The organism is Sandaracinus amylolyticus (genome assembly GCF_021631985.1).
In the GTDB taxonomy this organism is placed as follows: domain Bacteria; phylum Myxococcota_A; class Polyangia; order Polyangiales; family Sandaracinaceae; genus Sandaracinus; species Sandaracinus amylolyticus_A.
Genome location: NZ_CP070225.1, coordinates 1,246,881 through 1,264,074, shown reverse-complemented (window position 1 = coordinate 1,264,074; position 17,194 = coordinate 1,246,881). Strand labels below are relative to the sequence as shown.

Annotated in this window: 13 protein-coding genes; 4 read left to right on the top strand and 9 right to left on the bottom strand. The window is 71.8% G+C overall.

All coding sequences use genetic code 11. The features are described from left to right. Positions 1-142: 142 nt before the first annotated feature. The 7 genes from I5071_RS05225 to I5071_RS05195 form a co-directional block, all read right to left on the bottom strand. The gene (locus I5071_RS05225) at positions 143-502 is read right to left on the bottom strand and encodes a hypothetical protein (RefSeq protein ID WP_236604277.1); all 360 of its coding nucleotides are present in this window, start codon (positions 500-502) and stop codon (positions 143-145) included. Continuing rightward, complete coding sequence (locus tag I5071_RS05220; RefSeq protein ID WP_236604276.1) at positions 499-1,521, bottom strand: FecR domain-containing protein; 1,023 nt, start codon at positions 1,519-1,521, stop codon at positions 499-501. Before I5071_RS05220 ends, I5071_RS05225 begins: the two co-directional genes overlap by 4 nt. Next, positions 1,518-2,825 carry a Stp1/IreP family PP2C-type Ser/Thr phosphatase gene (locus I5071_RS05215; protein ID WP_236604275.1) on the bottom strand — a complete coding sequence of 436 codons (1,308 nt, stop codon included), beginning with the start codon at positions 2,823-2,825 and terminating at the stop codon, positions 1,518-1,520. Before I5071_RS05215 ends, I5071_RS05220 begins: the two co-directional genes overlap by 4 nt. 425 nt (positions 2,826-3,250) lie before the next feature. After that, on the bottom strand, positions 3,251-7,084 hold the full coding sequence (locus I5071_RS05210) for a hypothetical protein (protein WP_236604274.1): 3,834 nt from the start codon (positions 7,082-7,084) through the stop codon (positions 3,251-3,253). A gap of 250 nt (positions 7,085-7,334) precedes the next feature. Next, a complete protein-coding gene (locus tag I5071_RS05205; protein WP_236604273.1) occupies positions 7,335-8,081 on the bottom strand; it encodes a hypothetical protein in 747 nt (248 codons plus the stop codon). A 143-nt stretch (positions 8,082-8,224) separates the two neighbouring features. Next, the gene (locus I5071_RS05200) at positions 8,225-9,475 is read right to left on the bottom strand and encodes a hypothetical protein (RefSeq protein WP_236604272.1); all 1,251 of its coding nucleotides are present in this window, start codon (positions 9,473-9,475) and stop codon (positions 8,225-8,227) included. A 132-nt stretch (positions 9,476-9,607) separates the two neighbouring features. Continuing rightward, positions 9,608-10,537 (bottom strand): hypothetical protein, encoded by a 930-nt coding sequence (locus I5071_RS05195; protein WP_236604271.1) that lies wholly within the window; start codon positions 10,535-10,537, stop codon positions 9,608-9,610. Between the two features lie 80 nt (positions 10,538-10,617). Here I5071_RS05195 and I5071_RS05190 point away from each other — a divergent pair, with 80 nt between their 5' ends. Genes I5071_RS05190 through I5071_RS05175 form a run of 4 tightly spaced genes read left to right on the top strand, consistent with a single transcriptional unit; the run spans position 10,618 to position 14,423 of the window. Then, entirely contained in the window at positions 10,618-11,193 is a 576-nt protein-coding gene (locus tag I5071_RS05190) for a hypothetical protein (RefSeq protein ID WP_236604270.1), read from the top strand. After that, positions 11,181-11,756, top strand: a complete 576-nt coding sequence (gene sctL, locus I5071_RS05185) for a type III secretion system stator protein SctL (RefSeq protein ID WP_236604269.1) — start codon at positions 11,181-11,183, stop codon at positions 11,754-11,756. The genes I5071_RS05190 and sctL overlap by 13 nt, the downstream gene beginning before the upstream one ends. Then, complete coding sequence (locus tag I5071_RS05180) at positions 11,753-12,694, top strand: site-2 protease family protein (protein ID WP_236604268.1); 942 nt, start codon at positions 11,753-11,755, stop codon at positions 12,692-12,694. Before sctL ends, I5071_RS05180 begins: the two co-directional genes overlap by 4 nt. 43 nt (positions 12,695-12,737) lie before the next feature. Continuing rightward, on the top strand, positions 12,738-14,423 hold the full coding sequence (locus tag I5071_RS05175) for a hypothetical protein (RefSeq protein ID WP_236604267.1): 1,686 nt from the start codon (positions 12,738-12,740) through the stop codon (positions 14,421-14,423). A 6-nt stretch (positions 14,424-14,429) separates the two neighbouring features. Here I5071_RS05175 and I5071_RS05170 read toward each other — a convergent pair whose 3' ends face one another. Both I5071_RS05170 and I5071_RS05165 read right to left on the bottom strand, forming a co-directional pair. Further along, on the bottom strand, positions 14,430-14,963 hold the full coding sequence (locus tag I5071_RS05170; RefSeq protein ID WP_236604266.1) for a hypothetical protein: 534 nt from the start codon (positions 14,961-14,963) through the stop codon (positions 14,430-14,432). A 112-nt stretch (positions 14,964-15,075) separates the two neighbouring features. After that, positions 15,076-17,103, bottom strand: coding sequence for an OmpA family protein (locus I5071_RS05165; protein ID WP_236604265.1), 2,028 nt, complete (start codon positions 17,101-17,103; stop codon positions 15,076-15,078). Positions 17,104-17,194 lie beyond the last annotated feature (91 nt).

Sequence of the window (17,194 nt, the reverse complement as noted above, 5' to 3'; positions counted from 1 at the left end):
CGAAAAACAGAACCGCGATCACGCGCCCGCGGTGGCTCCTGTCCGAGCGGGCAGCTCAGCCTGGCTCACCGAGCTTCGTGAACGCGATCCTCCTGGGCGCGGAGGGCCCGGCAGCCCCGCACCGCACCGCCGATCAGGCCGCTCAGCGCGAAGAGCAGGAAGAGCCCGCGGCCCAGGCGCGCGATGCGGGCGCGGCGTCGGATCTGGTCGGCGTACTCGGACACGGGTCGGTCTCTCGGGCGGGGGGTGGGGGATCGCAACGGCCGGTCTCGTCCTCGTCGCCGTCGCCGTCGCCGTCGCCGTTCACGACCACGACCACGACCACGTCGACGCTCACGTCGTGGTCGTCGACGTGAACGTGGTCGTCGACGTGAACGTGGTCGGCGACGTGAACGTGGTCGGCGACGTTAACGTGGTCGGCGACGTTAACGTGGTCGGCGACGTGAACGTGGTCGGCGACGTGAACGTGGTCGTGGTCGTGGTCGGCTCTCGAGCTCCTCACAGCCCGAGCAGGCTCGCCACCCGATCCCGCCGCGCCTCCGCCTGGGTCCCCGGCGTCGTGCCCGGCACGTGCGCGATCGCCAGCGCGCTCGAGCTCAGCCGCTCCCACCGCGCCGTCGCCACCTGGCGCAGCGCGTAGAGCTGCTGCGAGTGGGTCACCAGCTCGCGCTGCAGGCGCATCCCCTCGTCGGCGCGCCCCGCGCGCACCGCCTCGCGGTGCTGGGTCGTCAGGTCGAGCCCGCGCCGCGTCTCCGCCTCCAGCCACAGCAGCGACTCGTCGAGGCGCGACGCCGCGTCGTCGAGCTCGCGCGACAGCCGCGCCGGCTCGGGCTCCGCCGCGCCCTCGAAGATCGTCACCGCCGCAGTGCGCGCGTCGTCGAGCCGGGTCGGCCCGTCGGTGGGCTCGGCGAGCCGCGCGCCCACGAAGATCGCGCGCCCCGGCGGCAGCTCGATCACCCGCAGCCGCCGCCGCCCGTCGACCTCGCCGGTCGCGACCGTCGAGAGCCCCGCGAGCGACGCCACCCAGGTGCCGGTGCGGCGCGCCAGGATGAAGAGCTCGCCGCTGCCGCCGAGATCGATCGACGCGTGCGCCGTCGCCACCCGCAGCGGCGGGCGCGGTCCCGCGGGACCGGCGGGCACCGCCGCGTGCAGCCCGCCCTCGAGCAGCACGACCTGCGCGGGCCCGCCGTCGCCGATGCGGATCTCGGTGTCGCGATCGAGCGAGACCCGCCCGCCGTCGCCGAGATCGACGTCGGCGCGCCCTTCCCCGCGCACCACCAGCCCGTCGCCCGCCTCGAGCGGCGCGCCCGCCTCGATCGGACCGCGTGATCGCAGCACGTCGCCGGTCGCCCGCGCGAGCCGCGCCGGAGGCTGATCGGGCGGCGTGCCGATCACCTCGACCGGCTCGCCCGCGTGTCGCTCCACCGCGGCCTGCGGCGCGCTCGCGCTGCGCGGCGGACGCTCGTCCTCGCCGCCGCCGCACGCCGTGATCAGCAGCGCGGCGAGCGCGAAGCGCCTCACGAGTCCTCGTGCTCGAACGCGCGCAGGATCGAGTCCGCGAGGTCCGGCGGGCGCTTGCCCTCGCGCGCCTCGCCGAGCTCGCGCGACGTGTTGCGCAGGCGCTCGCTGATCACGCCGAGGAAGCTCCACAGCAGCTTCACCGCGATCGCGTGGTCCTTGCGGATGATGTCGAAGAAGTCGCGGCGGCGGATGGTCAGCAGCGAGCTCGCCTCGATCGCGCGCACGTCGGCGCTGCGCGGCGCCTTGTCGATCAGCGCCATCTCGCCGAAGTGCTGACCCGGCCCGAGCGACGCGATCGGCGCGCCGCTCGACTCCACCTGCACGTTGCCGGTGAGCACGATGAAGAGCTCGTCGCCGTCGCTGCCCTGCCCGACGATCTCGCCGCCCGGCTCGAACGTGCGCACGTGCGTGATGTTCAGGACGCGCACCAGCTCCTGGTAGGTCAGGAACCGGAAGAGCGGCATGCGGTGGAGAACCTCCATCTTGAGGTTCACCTCGCGCGCGAGGCGATCGACGCCCGCCTCGGCGTCGGGGACCTTCACCACGATCGCGGTGATGTTGTCCTTGCCGCCGCGCTCGTTGCTGAGCTCGACGAGGCGCTGCGAGAGCTGGTCCTCGGGGGTCTCGGCGAAGAGCTTCGCGAGCTCCGCCTCCTCGAAGTACCCGTGCAGGCCGTCGCTGCAGATGAGGAAGCGATCGCCCTTCAGCACGTCGAAGTCGATGGTGTCGACCTCGACCGACTCGTAGACGCCGACCGCGCGGGTGACGGCGTTCTTGTACTGGAGCTTCTCGATCTGCTCGCGCGAGAGGCGCCCGCGCTTGAGCAGCTCGTTGATCAGCGAGTGGTCCTCGGTGAGCTGGTGCACCGAGCCCTGGCGATAGAGGTACACCCGCGAGTCGCCGACGTGGGCGATGAACCCGCGGTTGCCGACGAGGAGCAGCGCGTCGAGCGTGGTCCCCATGCCGCGCTTGGTCTCGTCCTTCACGCCCTCCTGGTAGACCGCGGAGCAGGCCTGCTGGACCGCGGACTCCATGAGTCGGAGGAGGTCGGTGCGGGTGGTCCCGCCGTGGCCCTGCTCGAACTCGACGAGCGCCTCGCGCTGGCCCGCGATCACGTCGCGCACCGTGCGCGACGCGAGGTTCGACGCGACCTCGCCCGCCGCGTGCCCGCCCATTCCGTCGGCGACGACGAAGAGCTGGAGCTTCTTGTCCACGAGGAACGCGTCCTCGTTGTGATCCCGCACCCGGCCGACGTCGGTCGACGGCCAGAACGAGAGCTGAGGCGGCGCAACGGCGTCGTTCATGCGGGTGGGATCTCGTATCCGAGCCGAGGGGGTTGGGTCAACGGCACGGTGAGGGAGGGGGCCGCGCGGGGAAAGGCTTCGGTGGGGGCGCGGGCAGGGGTCCCGTGCTCGGACAGTCCTCGCGATCCGACCTGTTTGCGGTGAGACGGTCGATGGCCGGGGCTCTCGTCGGTGTAGGCGCTGCGCGCCTCGCACCGACGAGCATTCGGGTGCGTCGCGGAGGCTGGTGGGCGCTGCGGAACTGCGCGCGGGACCCCTGCCCGCGCCCCGGCTGGTAAGGCTTCGGCCGCGCGCGGGGGATCTCGCTCGGTACTTCGTGGGGTGGGCTGGACGCGTGACGACGCGAGTCCGCTTCGCGGGCTCGCGTCCTCACGCGGACCGGCTCGCCCTTCGGGCATCGCGGCCGAATTGCAGGCCGTCGCTGCCTAGCGCTCTTCAAGAGCCTGGCGGTCGTACTCAATCGACGCGCGCACATCTTCCAATCGCCAGCGCCAGTAGTCGCGCAGCGCGGGGTCCTGTTCCTCGTCCAGGCGAGTCTGCGCCTCGCGCAGCTCCTGCAGACGAGCGGGCGAGATCTCGCCCGACTTGCTCGTGTAGAGGCGATGACGGTCAACCATCTGCCGATACACGCGATCCCGGTCGTCGCTCGGGAACGCGGACGCGTGTCCAGCGGCCCTCTGGGCCAGGCGCCGCCACTCGGCGCCGTTCTCGACAAAGCAGAGCGCCCACCGAGCTGCTCGCGCAAGCTGTTCAGGCCGGGTCCGGGCGGCATCAATCTCCGCGGCCATCAACTCGATGAGCGTGCTCCGGGATGGATCGAGTGCAGAGAGCCACTTCGGAACGAGAGCCTCGCCGACCACGTACCGAAACACCGTGGTGAGGATGGTCGGGTCGACGACCGTGACGTCGACGAAGTGGTGAAGCGGCGTCGTGTAGGGCACCACGTCGTACGTGTGTCCATCGGGATCGTACCGCTCTGCGCGCTGGGCCAAGAACGTCGCCACCCATTCCACGCTGGGCCTCCCGCATTTCGCGAGAACCTGCTCGAGATGCCAGTCGCTCGCCCCCGAGAACACGTGGTCCGGATCGGGCACCTCCACCAGTTGGTCGAGAAGCCAGGTCGACAGAGCGGACGTGCGAGCCGTCTCGTCCGTTGCGATCGCGGAATACGTCCCCTCGACGAGCGCAGCGAAACAGCGGGCTCGCACTGCGTCCGACGTCGCGAGCCACGCGTCCGCGACCAGTTGGTTGGCTGCGCACCCCAAACGCACCATTCTGCCGAGCGCGCTGAACGTCTCGAGGGGATAGCTTGCCGCGAGCTCGCTTACTCGTTCGCTGAACGACGCGAGGTCTTCCTGGACCAACTCCGCGGCCACCGTGAGCCGGTTGCCGTACAGCGCGGCTCTGGACGCGACCGCGAGCGCGGATGCTCGCAGATCCACGTCGCGCCAGAGATCCACGATCGCCCGATCGCCCGTCCGTCGCGCCGCACTGAGCACGCCGCCGAGGTACTCGGTCACGACGCCCGCATGCCGGGGGCCCGCGTGCGCCCTCGGAGAAATCAGGAACCACGCCTCTCGACACTCGGCCCGAGGGAGACCACCCACGTAGTCCGCGATCCTCCTGGCGCGTGCCCACGCGAAGTCGTCGTCGAGACGCTCGGCCGCGTCGAGAATCGCGGCGAACATCTGCGCAACGTCGATCGCCGAGCCCGTCCGAACCGGTTCCAAGTCCGCCTGGAACTCGTCGCCGAGGAGAATGTTCGTGGCCGGGTCTGCACGGACCGCTCGCACGTAGTGCGCCTCGCACTGCTCCGCGAGCGCCTTCTCCGCGGGCTCGTCGCCGTACTCCAGATGCCACGACCACGTCCGTCGCGCGGCGCGGAGCTCATCCAGTCCGAGCGCTTGGTGCGCAGTCAGGATTCCGACCGCGCGTTGTAGGTGCGCGCGCGTTCGATCTCGTGGATCGTCGCTCCCGAACAGCATCGCGCTCCGGCTCGCGATGAGCATGCGCCATGCGAGCGGGCGCCACGGACTGCTGGGCTCGTGCTCCAGGATCCCCCACAGCCGATCGAGCACTCGCCACCGAGCCTTCGCGCGCTCGCTCTCGGGGTGCACGCGGTAGGTTCCGTAGTGGAATGTGTCGCGCTCGAAGTGCGTGGTGAAACCTTCCGCGTGAACGAGCGGCTCGATGAACCACGCGGCGGAGTCGATGCGTGCAGGGTCGGGCGGCATGCCGGCGAGCATCGCCGCGATCATCGCTTCGAACTCCAGGGTGAAGTCGCTGACCACCTCGTCGATCGAATCCAGGATGCGCTTGATCACGCGCGGAGCCGATTTGCCGTCCTGCTCGTTCCGAGTCGGACTACGAGCTTCGGCGTGGGCGGCGCGCTCGAGCGCGCCGACGACCTCTCGACGCTCGTCGCTTGTTCGAGCACCGCAGGCGGCGTGGAAGAGCAACCACGGAACGCGCGATCGCACGCGCATGTTCTCGTTCGACGTACCGCCACGAAGCACGTGAAGCGCGAGGTCGACCGCGATGCCGGGCATCGAGTGCGCGATGTTCTCGGCAAGATCGATGACCCACTCGAGATCGAGCGCCTGTTCGCCACGCGCCCGTGCATCTCGAAACAGACCGCGAATGGCGTGGGAGATCGGCTGCGCGTGCTCGGCTCCGACGAACGCCATGCGTGCGAGTCTTCGGAGCACTGGCACAACTGGGCTCTGCGGATTCGGCCCGCTTGCGATCGCTTCCCGCAGCCACGTCACGAGATCGAGCGCATTTGCGTTCGGCGCGAGCGTTCGGGCGTCGTCCGTCAGCCACTCCGCGAGAACTGCGTCGGACAGCACCGCAGGTACGACTGACCACAGCCGGCGGTTCACGCCCCGCCGTCGCACGACGCGTAGGCGCTCGAGCGCTTCGAGGATCTCGCGCAGCTGCTCGGAGGAGATCCCGTTCGCCATCTCGCGGACCCACGACGAGTGCCCGTCCCTCTGCGCATCGAGCGTTCCGAGCGCGGCGACCGCCCGGAGCACACGCACGACCGCCGGACCGCTCGACATCTCGCGAGAGACGCGCTCGCGGATCGTGTGGAGGTATGTCTGGACCTGCTCACGACGTGACCCCGGAACACGCGAGAGACTCCCGCCACTCGCCACGGTGAGCGCCGACAACACCGCCCACGCCGGGAATCCTTCGGAGTCGTGAGCGACCGCTCGCGCGACGCGGCCAAGCTGGCGCTCGAGAAGGGCGTTCGCAGGAACCCGCCGCCGCACGATCTCGTCGATTAACGACGCGGTCGCATCTTCCTGCAGCGGCGGAACCTCGAGCGTGTCGGCGGCGCGCACGAACACCGCAGTACGCAGATGCTGCTGATGCGTCTTCGTGACGACGAGCAGCTTCCACATAGGAGCGCGCGTCCGCATCTCCTCCAGGATGCGCTTCACGCTCCGCAGGCCGTCGTTCTCGTCGAGCTCGTCGAGCACCACGAGCATCGGCTGATCCGGTACGAACGCCTCGTACCAGCGCGTGTCCGCTGCCAGGTTCGCGGGATTCGCGAAGTAGACTGCTGGTACCACACCCGCGGTGACGGCCTCGATCGCGACCGCCAGCGCAAGCCGGCTCGACCCGACACCAGCTGGCGCGACGAGGGGCACGATCGGTGCGGTCGCGAAGCGCGCGACGATCTCTGTCACGAGCTCGTCGCGGCCCCGGAACGTCGGGAGCTCGCCCTCGTGTGCGGCCGGGTCGCTCGTGCGCGCGTAGTGCAACGCTTCGCCGAGCGAGATGAACGCGCGGGTCTCGCCGTCGAAGAACGCGCGCTTGAGGGCCGGGAACTCGCTGACGTGTTGTTCGAGCCGTTCCGCCCCCCAAAGCTCAACGTTGAGGCCTTCCCGCGTGAATGCAGGGACGACCTCGCGGTCCCACCGTTCCGCCTCCGTGGCCTGCGTCGCGACGTTCGTCAGCAGGACCCACCGCCGCACCGACGCCCACTGCGGATGCCGCGGGTGGGTGGGCTCGCGGTACGCCCGGATCTTCGAAAGCTCCTTCAGCGCGTCTTCACGCGGGTGCCTCGCCTCTGGCCGAGCATGGTGCTTCGCCTGGTAAACCGTCTCGCCGTCGCCTGACCTCGCGTCCTGGCCGCCGTCGGGTCCGGGCCACGTGAAGACGTGCGCGTGTGCGTCCACGCGACGGACGATCTGGGCAGCGAGGCTCTGGAATGTCTCGCCGGAGGTGATCGCATCCCATCGCAGCGTCATGGCGGTCGCAGGAGTCTTGCAGGTTGAATCGCGACCGGCCCGCTCGTCGGACGCGGGCCCATTGGGGCGTGCAGGCCACAACCAGGGAGATCCATCTGCCCAAGTGCGGCCTGGACACCCCAAGCACGGCACTTCGATCTGCCTCGAATCACCCCGCGGGGTAGTCGGAGGCAGTTCGACCTGCGTCATCGGGGCCTCGGCACCCCAAGCGACGGCGATCGATCTGCCTCGCGCGCCCGTCGGAGGTCGTTCAGGTCGTCGGCGTGGGCTTCTCGCCGGGCGCAGCAGGCGTGCGCGGGCGCGCCTCCCACTCGGCGAGCGGACGGAGCAACTGGTCGGCGCGCTCGGAGGTCGCGGGGCGGCTGCGACGCACGGTGCCGAGCACGGCGACCACGTACTCGCGGAGCGCGTCGAGCATCGCGTCGCGCGACTCGCCGATCTTCGCATCGCTGGGGGCGGGCGCGGTGTCGCCGGCGACGCCGAGCGCCTCGCCGTACCTCGCGTGCGCCGCGAAGAGCACGTCGAGGAACGGCGCGCCGCCGAGCGCGCGCACCAGCTCCTCGTTGCGGCGAGCGCGCAGCGCGGTCAGGCGCGTCTCGGACTCGGCCCACTCCGCCTCGAAGCGGTACGTGAGGAAGGAGAGGCCGTCGGCGAACAGGAACGAGTCGAGCTCGGCGATCTCGGTCGCGCGCGGCACCGCCGCGCCGAGCTTCACCCAGCCCGAGAGCCAGTCGCGCAGCGCCGACCACGCGGTGTCGACGGCGCGATCCGCCTCGACCGCGATCTTGGTGTCGACCCCGGGCTTCGCGCGGCGCGCGACGAGCTGCGACTGGAGCGTCGAGTGCCTCGATGCGAGCTCGATGACGAGCTCCTCGAGCGAGGCGGGCGCCGGCGCCCGCGAGGCCTGGTGCAGCAACTGCGAGACGAGTGTGTAGGCGTCCTCGGCGCTGAGCGTGGGCAGCTGGACGACGTCGGTGGCGGTGAGCGAACGAGCCATGCGAGACCTCCTGACGACCCCGACGCTAGACGGACGAACGCGAGTCGCCAACGCTCCTGGGTGCGGACGTTCGCCCTGAAACGAGGAAGGCCGAGCCGCAGTGAGCGGCCCGGCCTCCTTCGCGATCCGAGTCGGCGCGACGCTCAGCCCCCGGCGGGGCGCACGCAGAGTCCGCTCGCGACATCGCAGGTGAAGCCGCGATCCGCGTTCGCGCACTGGTCGTTCGCGGTGCACTGAGGGGTGCAGGCGCCGACCGTGCCCTCGCCCTCGCCGTCGACGTCGCGGCAGGTGTAGCCCTCCCGGCAGTCGGTGCTGGCGGCGCAGCGCTTGAAGCAGACGTTGGGCTCGCCCTCTTCGGTCGCCGCGATGCACACCCCGTTGTCCGGGCACGTGGTGTCGTCGCCGACGTTGCAGCCCTCGAACGCGCAGTACGCGCCCGGATAGCCGTACTGGCCCTCGCTGTAGCAGACGCCCCCCGTACAGCCGCCGCTGAAGCGCGAGCAGGTCTGGCCGAGCTGGCCGTCCGGGAAGGGAGCGTGGCAGGTGCCGAGGATCTCGTTGCACACCCGACCCCCGGTGCAGTCCGCGTCGCTGCACGCGGCTTGGCAGGTCAGGCGCTCGGGGAACGTGCTGGTGCCGCGGCACACGTAGCCGGCGCGGCAGTCGGTGTCGGCCGCGCACGCGTCGACGCAGAGGCCGCCGCCGCCGCCCGCGCTGGGGAGACAGTGGGCGTCGGTGCCGCAGGTGCCGCTCGCGGCGGGATCACACCCGAGCGCGACGCACGAGCCCGAGGGCCACCCGCCGAACGACTCGGCCAGGCAGTACGCGCTCATCGGGCAGCTCGTCCCGTCCTCGCACGCGTCGCCGATGCTCGCGGTCTCGTCGTAGCAGCTGCCCTCGCCGAGGTCACCGCCGTCCGGATCGCACTTGAGGCTGTCCGGGCAGTCGGTGTCCTCCTCGCAGCCGCCGAGGCAGAACGGCATCGGGTACATCGGGTCGTCGATGGTGCAGCCGTAGCCGGCGCGGCACTCGTCGGTCCCCGCCGCGTCGCACGAGTCGACGCAGAACGCCTGGCTGCCGAAGACGTCGGAGCAGTAGGAGCCCTCGGGGCACTCTTCGTCGCTGCTGCAGGCGAGCGTGCAGTAGCCGCCCGGGAAGTAGTCCGGCTCCGCGATGCAGCGGTTCGCGCTGCCGGTGCAGTCGGTGTCCTCCGCGCACGCGCCGCCGATGTTGCTGGGCGGGCCCCCGTCCTGCCCGGCGTCGATCATCGCGCCGTCGAGGTTGATCACGATCGCCGCGTCGGTGTCGTCGATGGTCCGCGAATCACCGCAGCCCACGCTGCCGAGGAGCGCCACCACGCACGCGAGTGTCCCGAGCCGTCCGTACCCCACCATGTTGCCCTCGTCCGATCCCCTGCCGGCGCGAACGGCGCGCCGCGATGGGGCCGGACTCTAGGCAACCGAAAACCGGGGAACAACGTAAGAAGCGGCACGCCGGAGCGTCACCGGATGCACGCGCAAGGATCGTCAGCGCGCGCGACGACGGGCGACGAACACCGCGAAAACCAGGGCAAAACCCGCGAAGATCCAGGGCATGGCACGGGCGCTGCCAGGAGCGGAGACCGCGCACAGGGGCTGGAACGCGGCGTCCGTGAGGGGGTCGAAGCAGCGCTCCTCGGAGGGGTCCGAGACGTTGCCGACGCCGTCCGCGGCGAAGACGCGCACGCAGACCGGCTCGCTGGTCTCCTGGGCGTCGAGGCGGAGGTTCAGGGTGATCTCGCGGCTCGCGTAGTTCCGCACGCGGTCGCGCAGCTCGGGGGCCTCCATGCCGGCGGCGCGGGTGAGGTAGAGCAGGTACTCGATCGAGCCGGGCGGGCCGTCGTCGGTCGCCTGCTCCCAGCGCAGGCCGACCAGGCGACCGCCCTCGGGCAGCACGCACGCCGCGGTCGACTCCGAGGGCTCCGCGTCGAGGAAGTCGCCGAGCACCGGCGGTCCGTTGTCGACCGTGACCCCGGTGCAGAAGCGGAAGTCGAGCGACTCGTCGACGCCGCCGGCGCGGCCCGCGTACGCCCTCGAGGGCTCGAACCCGCCGTCGGGGAAGAAGAAGAGCTGGTCGCCGATCACCTGGACGCGGCCGGGCACGGGCTCGCCGTCGGCGGCGGAGCAGCCCGCGGAGCACTCGGCCTCGGCGGGACAGCGCACGATGCGGAGGAGCGTCGCGGGATCGTCGCCCGGCCCATCGGGGCCGAAGTAGCCCCGCGAGTAACGCACCGCGATCGGCGCATCGAGCGTGACGTTGAACGCCCCGACCGACGGCGTGACCTCGACCGGGCGACGCGCGGGCGAGGTGTCGTCGACACAGGGATCGTCCTGGGCGAGCGCGGCGCCGGGGGCACCGACGAGCGCGAGCGCCCCGAGGACGACGGCGAGACGGCGGAACGGCGCGGCGTGCTGCACGACGACGAACATAGCCCGCGGCGCGCGCGTCAGCAGGCCCGCGTCGCGGGACCGCGTCGTGCGTGCTACGGCAACGGCCCGTGGCCTCCGCCTCGTTCCTCGACGGTCTCGCGCTCGCGGCGACGCTGACGGGCGACCGCGGAAAGGCCGCCGAGGCGGGGCTGGCGCCCGAGCTGGCGCGCTCGCTCGACGCGCGGGTGCAGGAGATCCGAGCCGCGGACACGCGCGGCCGGCAGCGCGCGCTCGGTGCGATCGCGGTGGGGCTGCGGCCGGCGATCGACGCCGGCGCGATGTTGCCGGCGCGGGGCGCGGCGATCCTCGCGTCGGAGGTGCCGCGCACGACCGGCGCGGCGTGGATGGCGCGGGCGCCGCTGCCGCGTCCGGGGTTCCGGGCGAGCGCGGGGCTGCGGGCGACGCTGCGACGGCTCGCGGGCGCGCCGGTCGACGAGGCCGCGGATCGGGCGCGCGGCGCGGTGCTCGCGATCGAGCGCGACGAGCGGAGCGCGACGTTCGTGCGCATCGCGATCGCGACCGGGCGCGACGTGGAGGCGACGCTCGGCGCGATGGAGCGCGGCGCGCGCGAGGGCGGGGACGATCGAGGCGCACGCGCGGGACGCGAGCTCGCGGCGCTGTGGGAGCGTGGATGTCGCGGGTGATCCGAGGGCCGGGCGTGCCGCCGCGCGTGGTGCCCGCCGAGGTGGTGGACGCGCGCGCCGAGGCCGAGCGCATCGTCGAGGCGGCGCGGCGCGAGGCGGAGGCGCTGGTCGAGGGCGCGCGCGCGGAGTGCGAGCGGCTGCGCGCCGAGGCGCGGGCCGAGGGCGCGGCGAGCGGGCTCGCGCAGGCGGCGGCGCTGCTGGTGGAGGCGCGTCGGGCGCGCGACGGCGCGCTGGTGGGGATCGAGCGCGACGCCCAGACGCTTGCGCTCGCGGCGGCGGAGCGGATCGTCGGTGAGGCGCTCACGATCGATCCGTCGCGGGTGATCACGATCGTGCGCGACGTGATCGCGCGAGCGCGAAGGGCCCGCGCGATCGAGCTGCGGGTGCACCCCGAGGACGCGCGGGTGCTCGACGGAGCGATCGACGCCGGAGTGCGAGTGATCGAGGACGCGTCGATCACGCGCGGCGGGTGCGTGATGCGCAGCGAGCTCGGCACCGTGGACGCGCGGGTGGAAGTGCGGATCGACGCGATGGCGCGGATGCTCGGGTGCGAGCGCCCGTGAGCGAGATCGCGCGGACGTGGTGGGCGGAGTGGCGCGTGCCGCTCGCGCTGATCGTGCTGACGTTCGTGTCGACGCTCTGGGCGGGCGCGCTGATGGGCGGCAGCGATCCCTGGGAGCGCCCGCTCGAGCTGATCGCGGGATGGGACTTCGCGCTGCCGCTGATGGCGATCCTGCTGGCGCACGAGCTCGGCCACTACGTCGTCGGGCGGATGCACCGGGTCGACATCTCGCCGCCGTTCTTCATCCCGATGCCGCCGACGTACTTCCTGCTCGGCACGATGGGCGCGGTGATCCGGATGCGCGGCGTGATCCGCGATCGCAACGCGCTGCTCGACGTGGGCGCGGCGGGGCCGCTCGCCGGGATGGCGGTCGCGCTGCCGGTCTTGATCTACGGGATCGCGACGTCGCCGGTGCAGCCGCTTCCGGAGAGCGGCGGGATGCTGATCGAGGGGCGCTCGATCTTCTACCTCGCGCTGCTCTACGCGCTGAAGGGCCCGATCCCCGCGGGCCACGACATCATGCTCTCGTCGACCGCGTTCGCCGGATGGGCGGGGCTGCTGGTCACGATGATGAACCTCCTGCCGTTCGGGCAGCTCGACGGCGGGCACATCGCCTACGCGCTGCTCGGCAAGACGCAGGACCGGATCGCGCGCGGGGTGCTCGTGGTGCTGCCCTTCGTCGCGATCGCGACCGGGCTCTTCTACGCGGTCCCGCTCCTCGCGGCGGGCGAGCGCGGGGATCCGCTGATCGGCGCGGCGCTCGCGGGCGTGAGCTGGCTCGTGTGGTTCTTCGTGCTCGGGCTGATGTCGTGGCTCTCGGGGATCGATCATCCGCCGTTCGAGCCGGGCACGCTGACGCCGGCGCGGCGGGTGGTGGCGATCGGGTGCCTCGTGCTCTTCGTGCTGCTCTTCATGCCGTCGTGGATGCGCGCCGGCTGACGAGAATTTCGGGGGAATCCCCGACCGCTGGTACACCCGCGGGGTGGTCCGTCCGCTCGTGCGAGCCGGCGTCTCGCTCGCTCTGATCCTCGGCGTGCTCGTGTGCCCGCGCGCGGCGCGCGCGTGGACCGACGCGACGGTGCGCAGCGTGTCCGCGCACGTGACGATCGCGCCCGACGCGAGCGCCGAGGTGGAGCTCGTCGCGCAGGTGCGCGTCGACGGCGGATGGCTGCAGTCGTTCGAGCTCGACGGGCTCGATCCCGATCTCGAGCTGCAGCCCGAGCGCGCGAGCTTCCGCGACACCGAGGGCGTGCTGCTCGAGCCGCGCATCGACGTCGAGGGCGAGGGGCGCGTGGTGTTCGGGTTCCGTCGTCGCAGCGCCCCGCGGCGCGGCGACTACGTGGCGACCGTCGTGTACCGCACGTCGCTCGCGCACCGCGCGACCGAGGTGCGCGAGGACGGCACCGTGCTGGTGCGCTGGGTGCTGCCCGGCTGGCGTTACGGGCTCGACGACGTCGCGATCACGCTCGATGCGCCCGAGGGCGCGACGCCGGTGCGCGACGAGGACGATCCCGCCGTCGAGGTGACGCACGGCCCGAGCGCGACGGGCACGCGCGTGGTCTTCCATCGCGTGCACCTGCCGCGGACGCGCGAGTGGGTCGTGACGCTCGCGCTGCCCGCCGGGCGCATGGACGCCTCGCTGCACGTGCCGAGCACCACGCCGCGCCGGGCGCGCCCCGCGCCGCCGATGGACGCACCGAGCACGCCGATCGGCGTGCCGCTGCTCGCGCTGGCGCTCGCGGTGATCGCGCTCGCGAAGTCGCTGGTCGTCGCGCGCGCCGAGCGCGATGCGCGGGTGCCTCCGAGCGCGCTGGTGCCGCTCGGAGTCGGTGCGCGTGCGGGGCTGATCATCGTGCTCGCGACGGCGGCGGCGCTGCTCCAGGAGCACATCGAGATCGCGCTCGTGCTGCTGGGCATCGTCGCGGTGTGCGCGATCCATCGTCGCGCGCAGCCGCCGCGCGCGCCGCGCCTCGGCTCGTTCCGCCCGACGACGACCGGCGATCACACGCGCGCTCGTCGCGCGCTGCGCGCGTCGCGGCTCGATCTCCTCGATCCCACGACCGTGCCCGGCGCGACGATCCTCGGCGTGGTGATCGCGGCGCCGCTGATCGCGTGGTCGCGCGGCGTGCTCCCGGTGCCGCTTCCCGTCGCGCTCGTCGTCGCGGCGCTCGCGACCAGCGTGCTGCTCGGAGGCACCCGCCGCAGCCGTCCGGCACCGGCGCACGTCGAGCTCGCGCACCTGCTCGCGCTCGCGACCCAGGTGCGCGCCGATCTCGAGGACGATCGTCGCTGGTCGCTGCGTCCGGTGCTCCACACCGACGTGCGCGGCGAGGCCCAGGACGCGCGCCTGCGCGTGGTGCTCGCCGCGATGCCGAAGGGCCTGCTCCGGCTCGACGTCGTGCGCGCCGCGCGCGCCGATCGCGGCGGATGGTCGAGCGAAGCGGTGCTCCTCGTGGTCACGCGCGAGGGTAGCCCCGCCGATCGTGTGCTCGAGGAGCGCTTCCCCGACGCGCGCATCGCGAGCGCGCCGCGCCGCATCGCACGTCAGCTCGCGATCGAGCCCGACCTGGCGCGCACGCTCGCGCCGGTGCTCGAAGCGCTCGCGACCTGCCCGATCGAAGCCGCGCCCGCGCCGCGCAGCGTCAGCACGCTCGCCGCGACCGCCTGACGGCGGTCACGCCCGCTGCGAGACCTTCGCCAGGATCTCGTGCGCGTTCTTCACCGCGCGCGCGACCTCGTCGGGCGCGATCTCGAACTGCTGGATGATCGCCTCGTGCACCGAGTCGTAGAGCCAGGTCGCCGCGTCCTGGTCGCGCGCGCACTCGCGCGCGGAGTGACCCTGGAACGTGATCTTCGGCAGCCCGTCGACTGCTTTCTGCAGCACCGCGACCCCGCGATCACCGAGGTACGCGCGCGCCGCGTCGAGCTGCACCGTCCACGGCTCGAAGATCTCGGGCTCGTCCTCGCGGTGATGCGTGACGACCTCGGGCGAGGTCGTCGCGATCCGCTCGAGCGCGAGCCGCAGCACGAGCACGTCGTCGACGAGCGCCAGCGTGCCCTTCACGCCGGGGATCGCGTTCGACGCGGAGAGCACGTGCAGCAGCGCGCCGCTCGCGATGACACGCCCCTGGTCATCGAGATCCGGGTCCTCCATGACCCGGAGCATCGCCTTGAGATCCTGGGGCAGCGAGAGGATCGCCTCCCGCATCGCTTCCGCGAAACCGTTCTCCGCCATTGATCGGGAGGGCCGGCTCTGAAGGAGCCGGCCATCATCCTCCTGACGCGAAGTGTCGCCCTTGCTCCGGGCGGGATCAAGAAGGTCAGTGCGGGATCAGGTCGCGACCCGCCGGGCACGCGACCTCGACGCCGGTCGGGCCATCCGCGGTGCGGATGATCTTGAACTCGACGCGACGGTTCTGCTCCCACGCCTCCGCGCTGTGGCGCGGATCGACGGGGCAGCGCTCACCGTAGCCGCCGCTGCGCAGACGATCGCGCGCGACGCCACGCTGCACCAGCGCCTCGACGACCGCCGCGGCGCGATCCGACGTGAGGCGGAGGTTGTACTCGTCGTCGCCGCGCTCGTCGGCGTGACCCTGGATCTCGACGAGCGTGATGTGCGGGTTGCCGATGAGCGTCGCGGCGACCGCGTCGATGATCGGGAAGCTGCGCGACTGGATCTGCGCGCTGTCCGTCTCGAAGTAGATCTTCTCGAGGATGATGATCGAGTTCTCCTCGATCACGACGGTGCCGCGATCGGGGCAGCCGTCGTCGTCCTCGGTGCCGTTGTACGTCTCGGGATCGTTCGGGCACGAGTCGTCGCGATCGAGGATGCGATCGACGTCGTTGTCGGGATCGGGGCAGCCGTCGGCGTCCTGGAAGCCGTCGCGATCCTCGGGATCGTTCGGGCAGAGGTCGTCGGTGTCGAGGATGCCGTCCTGATCGTTGTCGGGATCGGGGCAGCCGTCTTCGTCCTGGAAGCCGTCGCGATCCTCGGGATCGTCGGGGCACTGGTCGTCGGCGTCGAGGATGCCGTCGCCGTCGCGATCGCCCTCGTTGCCCTCGGGGCAGCCGTCGTCGTCGGAGTCGCCGTCGCGGTCCTCGGGGACCATCGGGCACTCGTCGTCCACGTCGAGGATGCCGTCGCGATCGTTGTCGGGATCGGGGCAGCCGTCCTCGTCGCCGAAGTCGTCGAAGTCCTCGGGCTCGTCGGGGCACTGGTCGACGTCGTCGCGCAGGCCGTCGCCGTCGCGGTCGCCGATCGACGGCTCGAAGACGAAGCCGATCATGCCGCGCACGTCGCTCTGCAGGATGCCGCCGACGGGAATGCCGCCGCCGCCCGCGAGCACGAGGTAGCTGTTGCGATCGACGAAGATCTTCAGGCCGCCCATCGCCTCGAGCGAGGTGCCGCCCTCGGTCGCGAACGCCTCGAAGATCGACGCGCCGTAGACGTCCGCGGTGAGCTCGACCGGCGAGTCGCCGAGGCGGATGCCGACGCCGAGCGAGTAGGTGAGCATCGGGCCGTACTGGACGTTCGTCGCGGAGCCGGGCACCTGCATCGGCATCGTCGCGTTGGTGCCGCCCGGCACGGTGCGACCGCCCGCGGGCACGATCGGCATGCCTTCGCCGAGCTGCAGGCGCGTACCGACGTTGACGCCGAAGCGCACGACGCGCGCCGGTCGCCACTCGAGCGCGACGATCGGCCAGAGCACGACGTTGTTGTCGCCGACGAACTCGCTCGGGCTGCCGGTCGGGAACTCGACCTGGAGCAGCGCGGCGATGCCGAAGCCGCCGTTGCGCTCGGCGCGCAGGATGCGGCCCTTCACGTGGAGCGAGAGCGGCCCGATCCCTTGGTAATCGAGCGAACGGGAGCGGGTGCCGCCTTCGTTGAAGAAGCCGGGCACCGTGACGTTCGGGCCCGCGCCGAAGACCGCGAGCGGCAGCTGGATGCCGACCTCGAGCACGTTGAAGAGGCCGAGGTTCGCGTGCAGCGTGCCGTGGAAGAGCGCGTCGACCAGGCGTCCGCAGAGCAGATCGCCGCGGCCGTTGCAGTAGTCGGCGTCGGCGGCGGTCGTGCTCGTGTCGTTGACGAAGCCGTTGTACGGCAGGATGCCGAAGCCGGCGTCGACGATGAGGCCGAAGCTGAACGCGAGGTGACCGAGGATGTCGGTGCCGTTCGTGTACAGCAGGCCCTTCGAGTCGACGGCTGGACGGAACAGGTGGAGGTCCATGCCGCCGGAAGTCAGCCGTCCGCCGGTCTGCGCTTCCGCGGTGCCCGAGGGCGCGAGGACGGCCGCGTGGGCGAGCGCGATCAGCGTGGCGAAGCCGAGGATCCGGGCGATCCGGCGCATGCGCATCATCTCCTCAGAAGCCGAAAAAAGCCGGGGAAATCCGGGTCGGCGCGATGTTCGCGCACGACCTTGACGGAGTCAACGAAGAGTC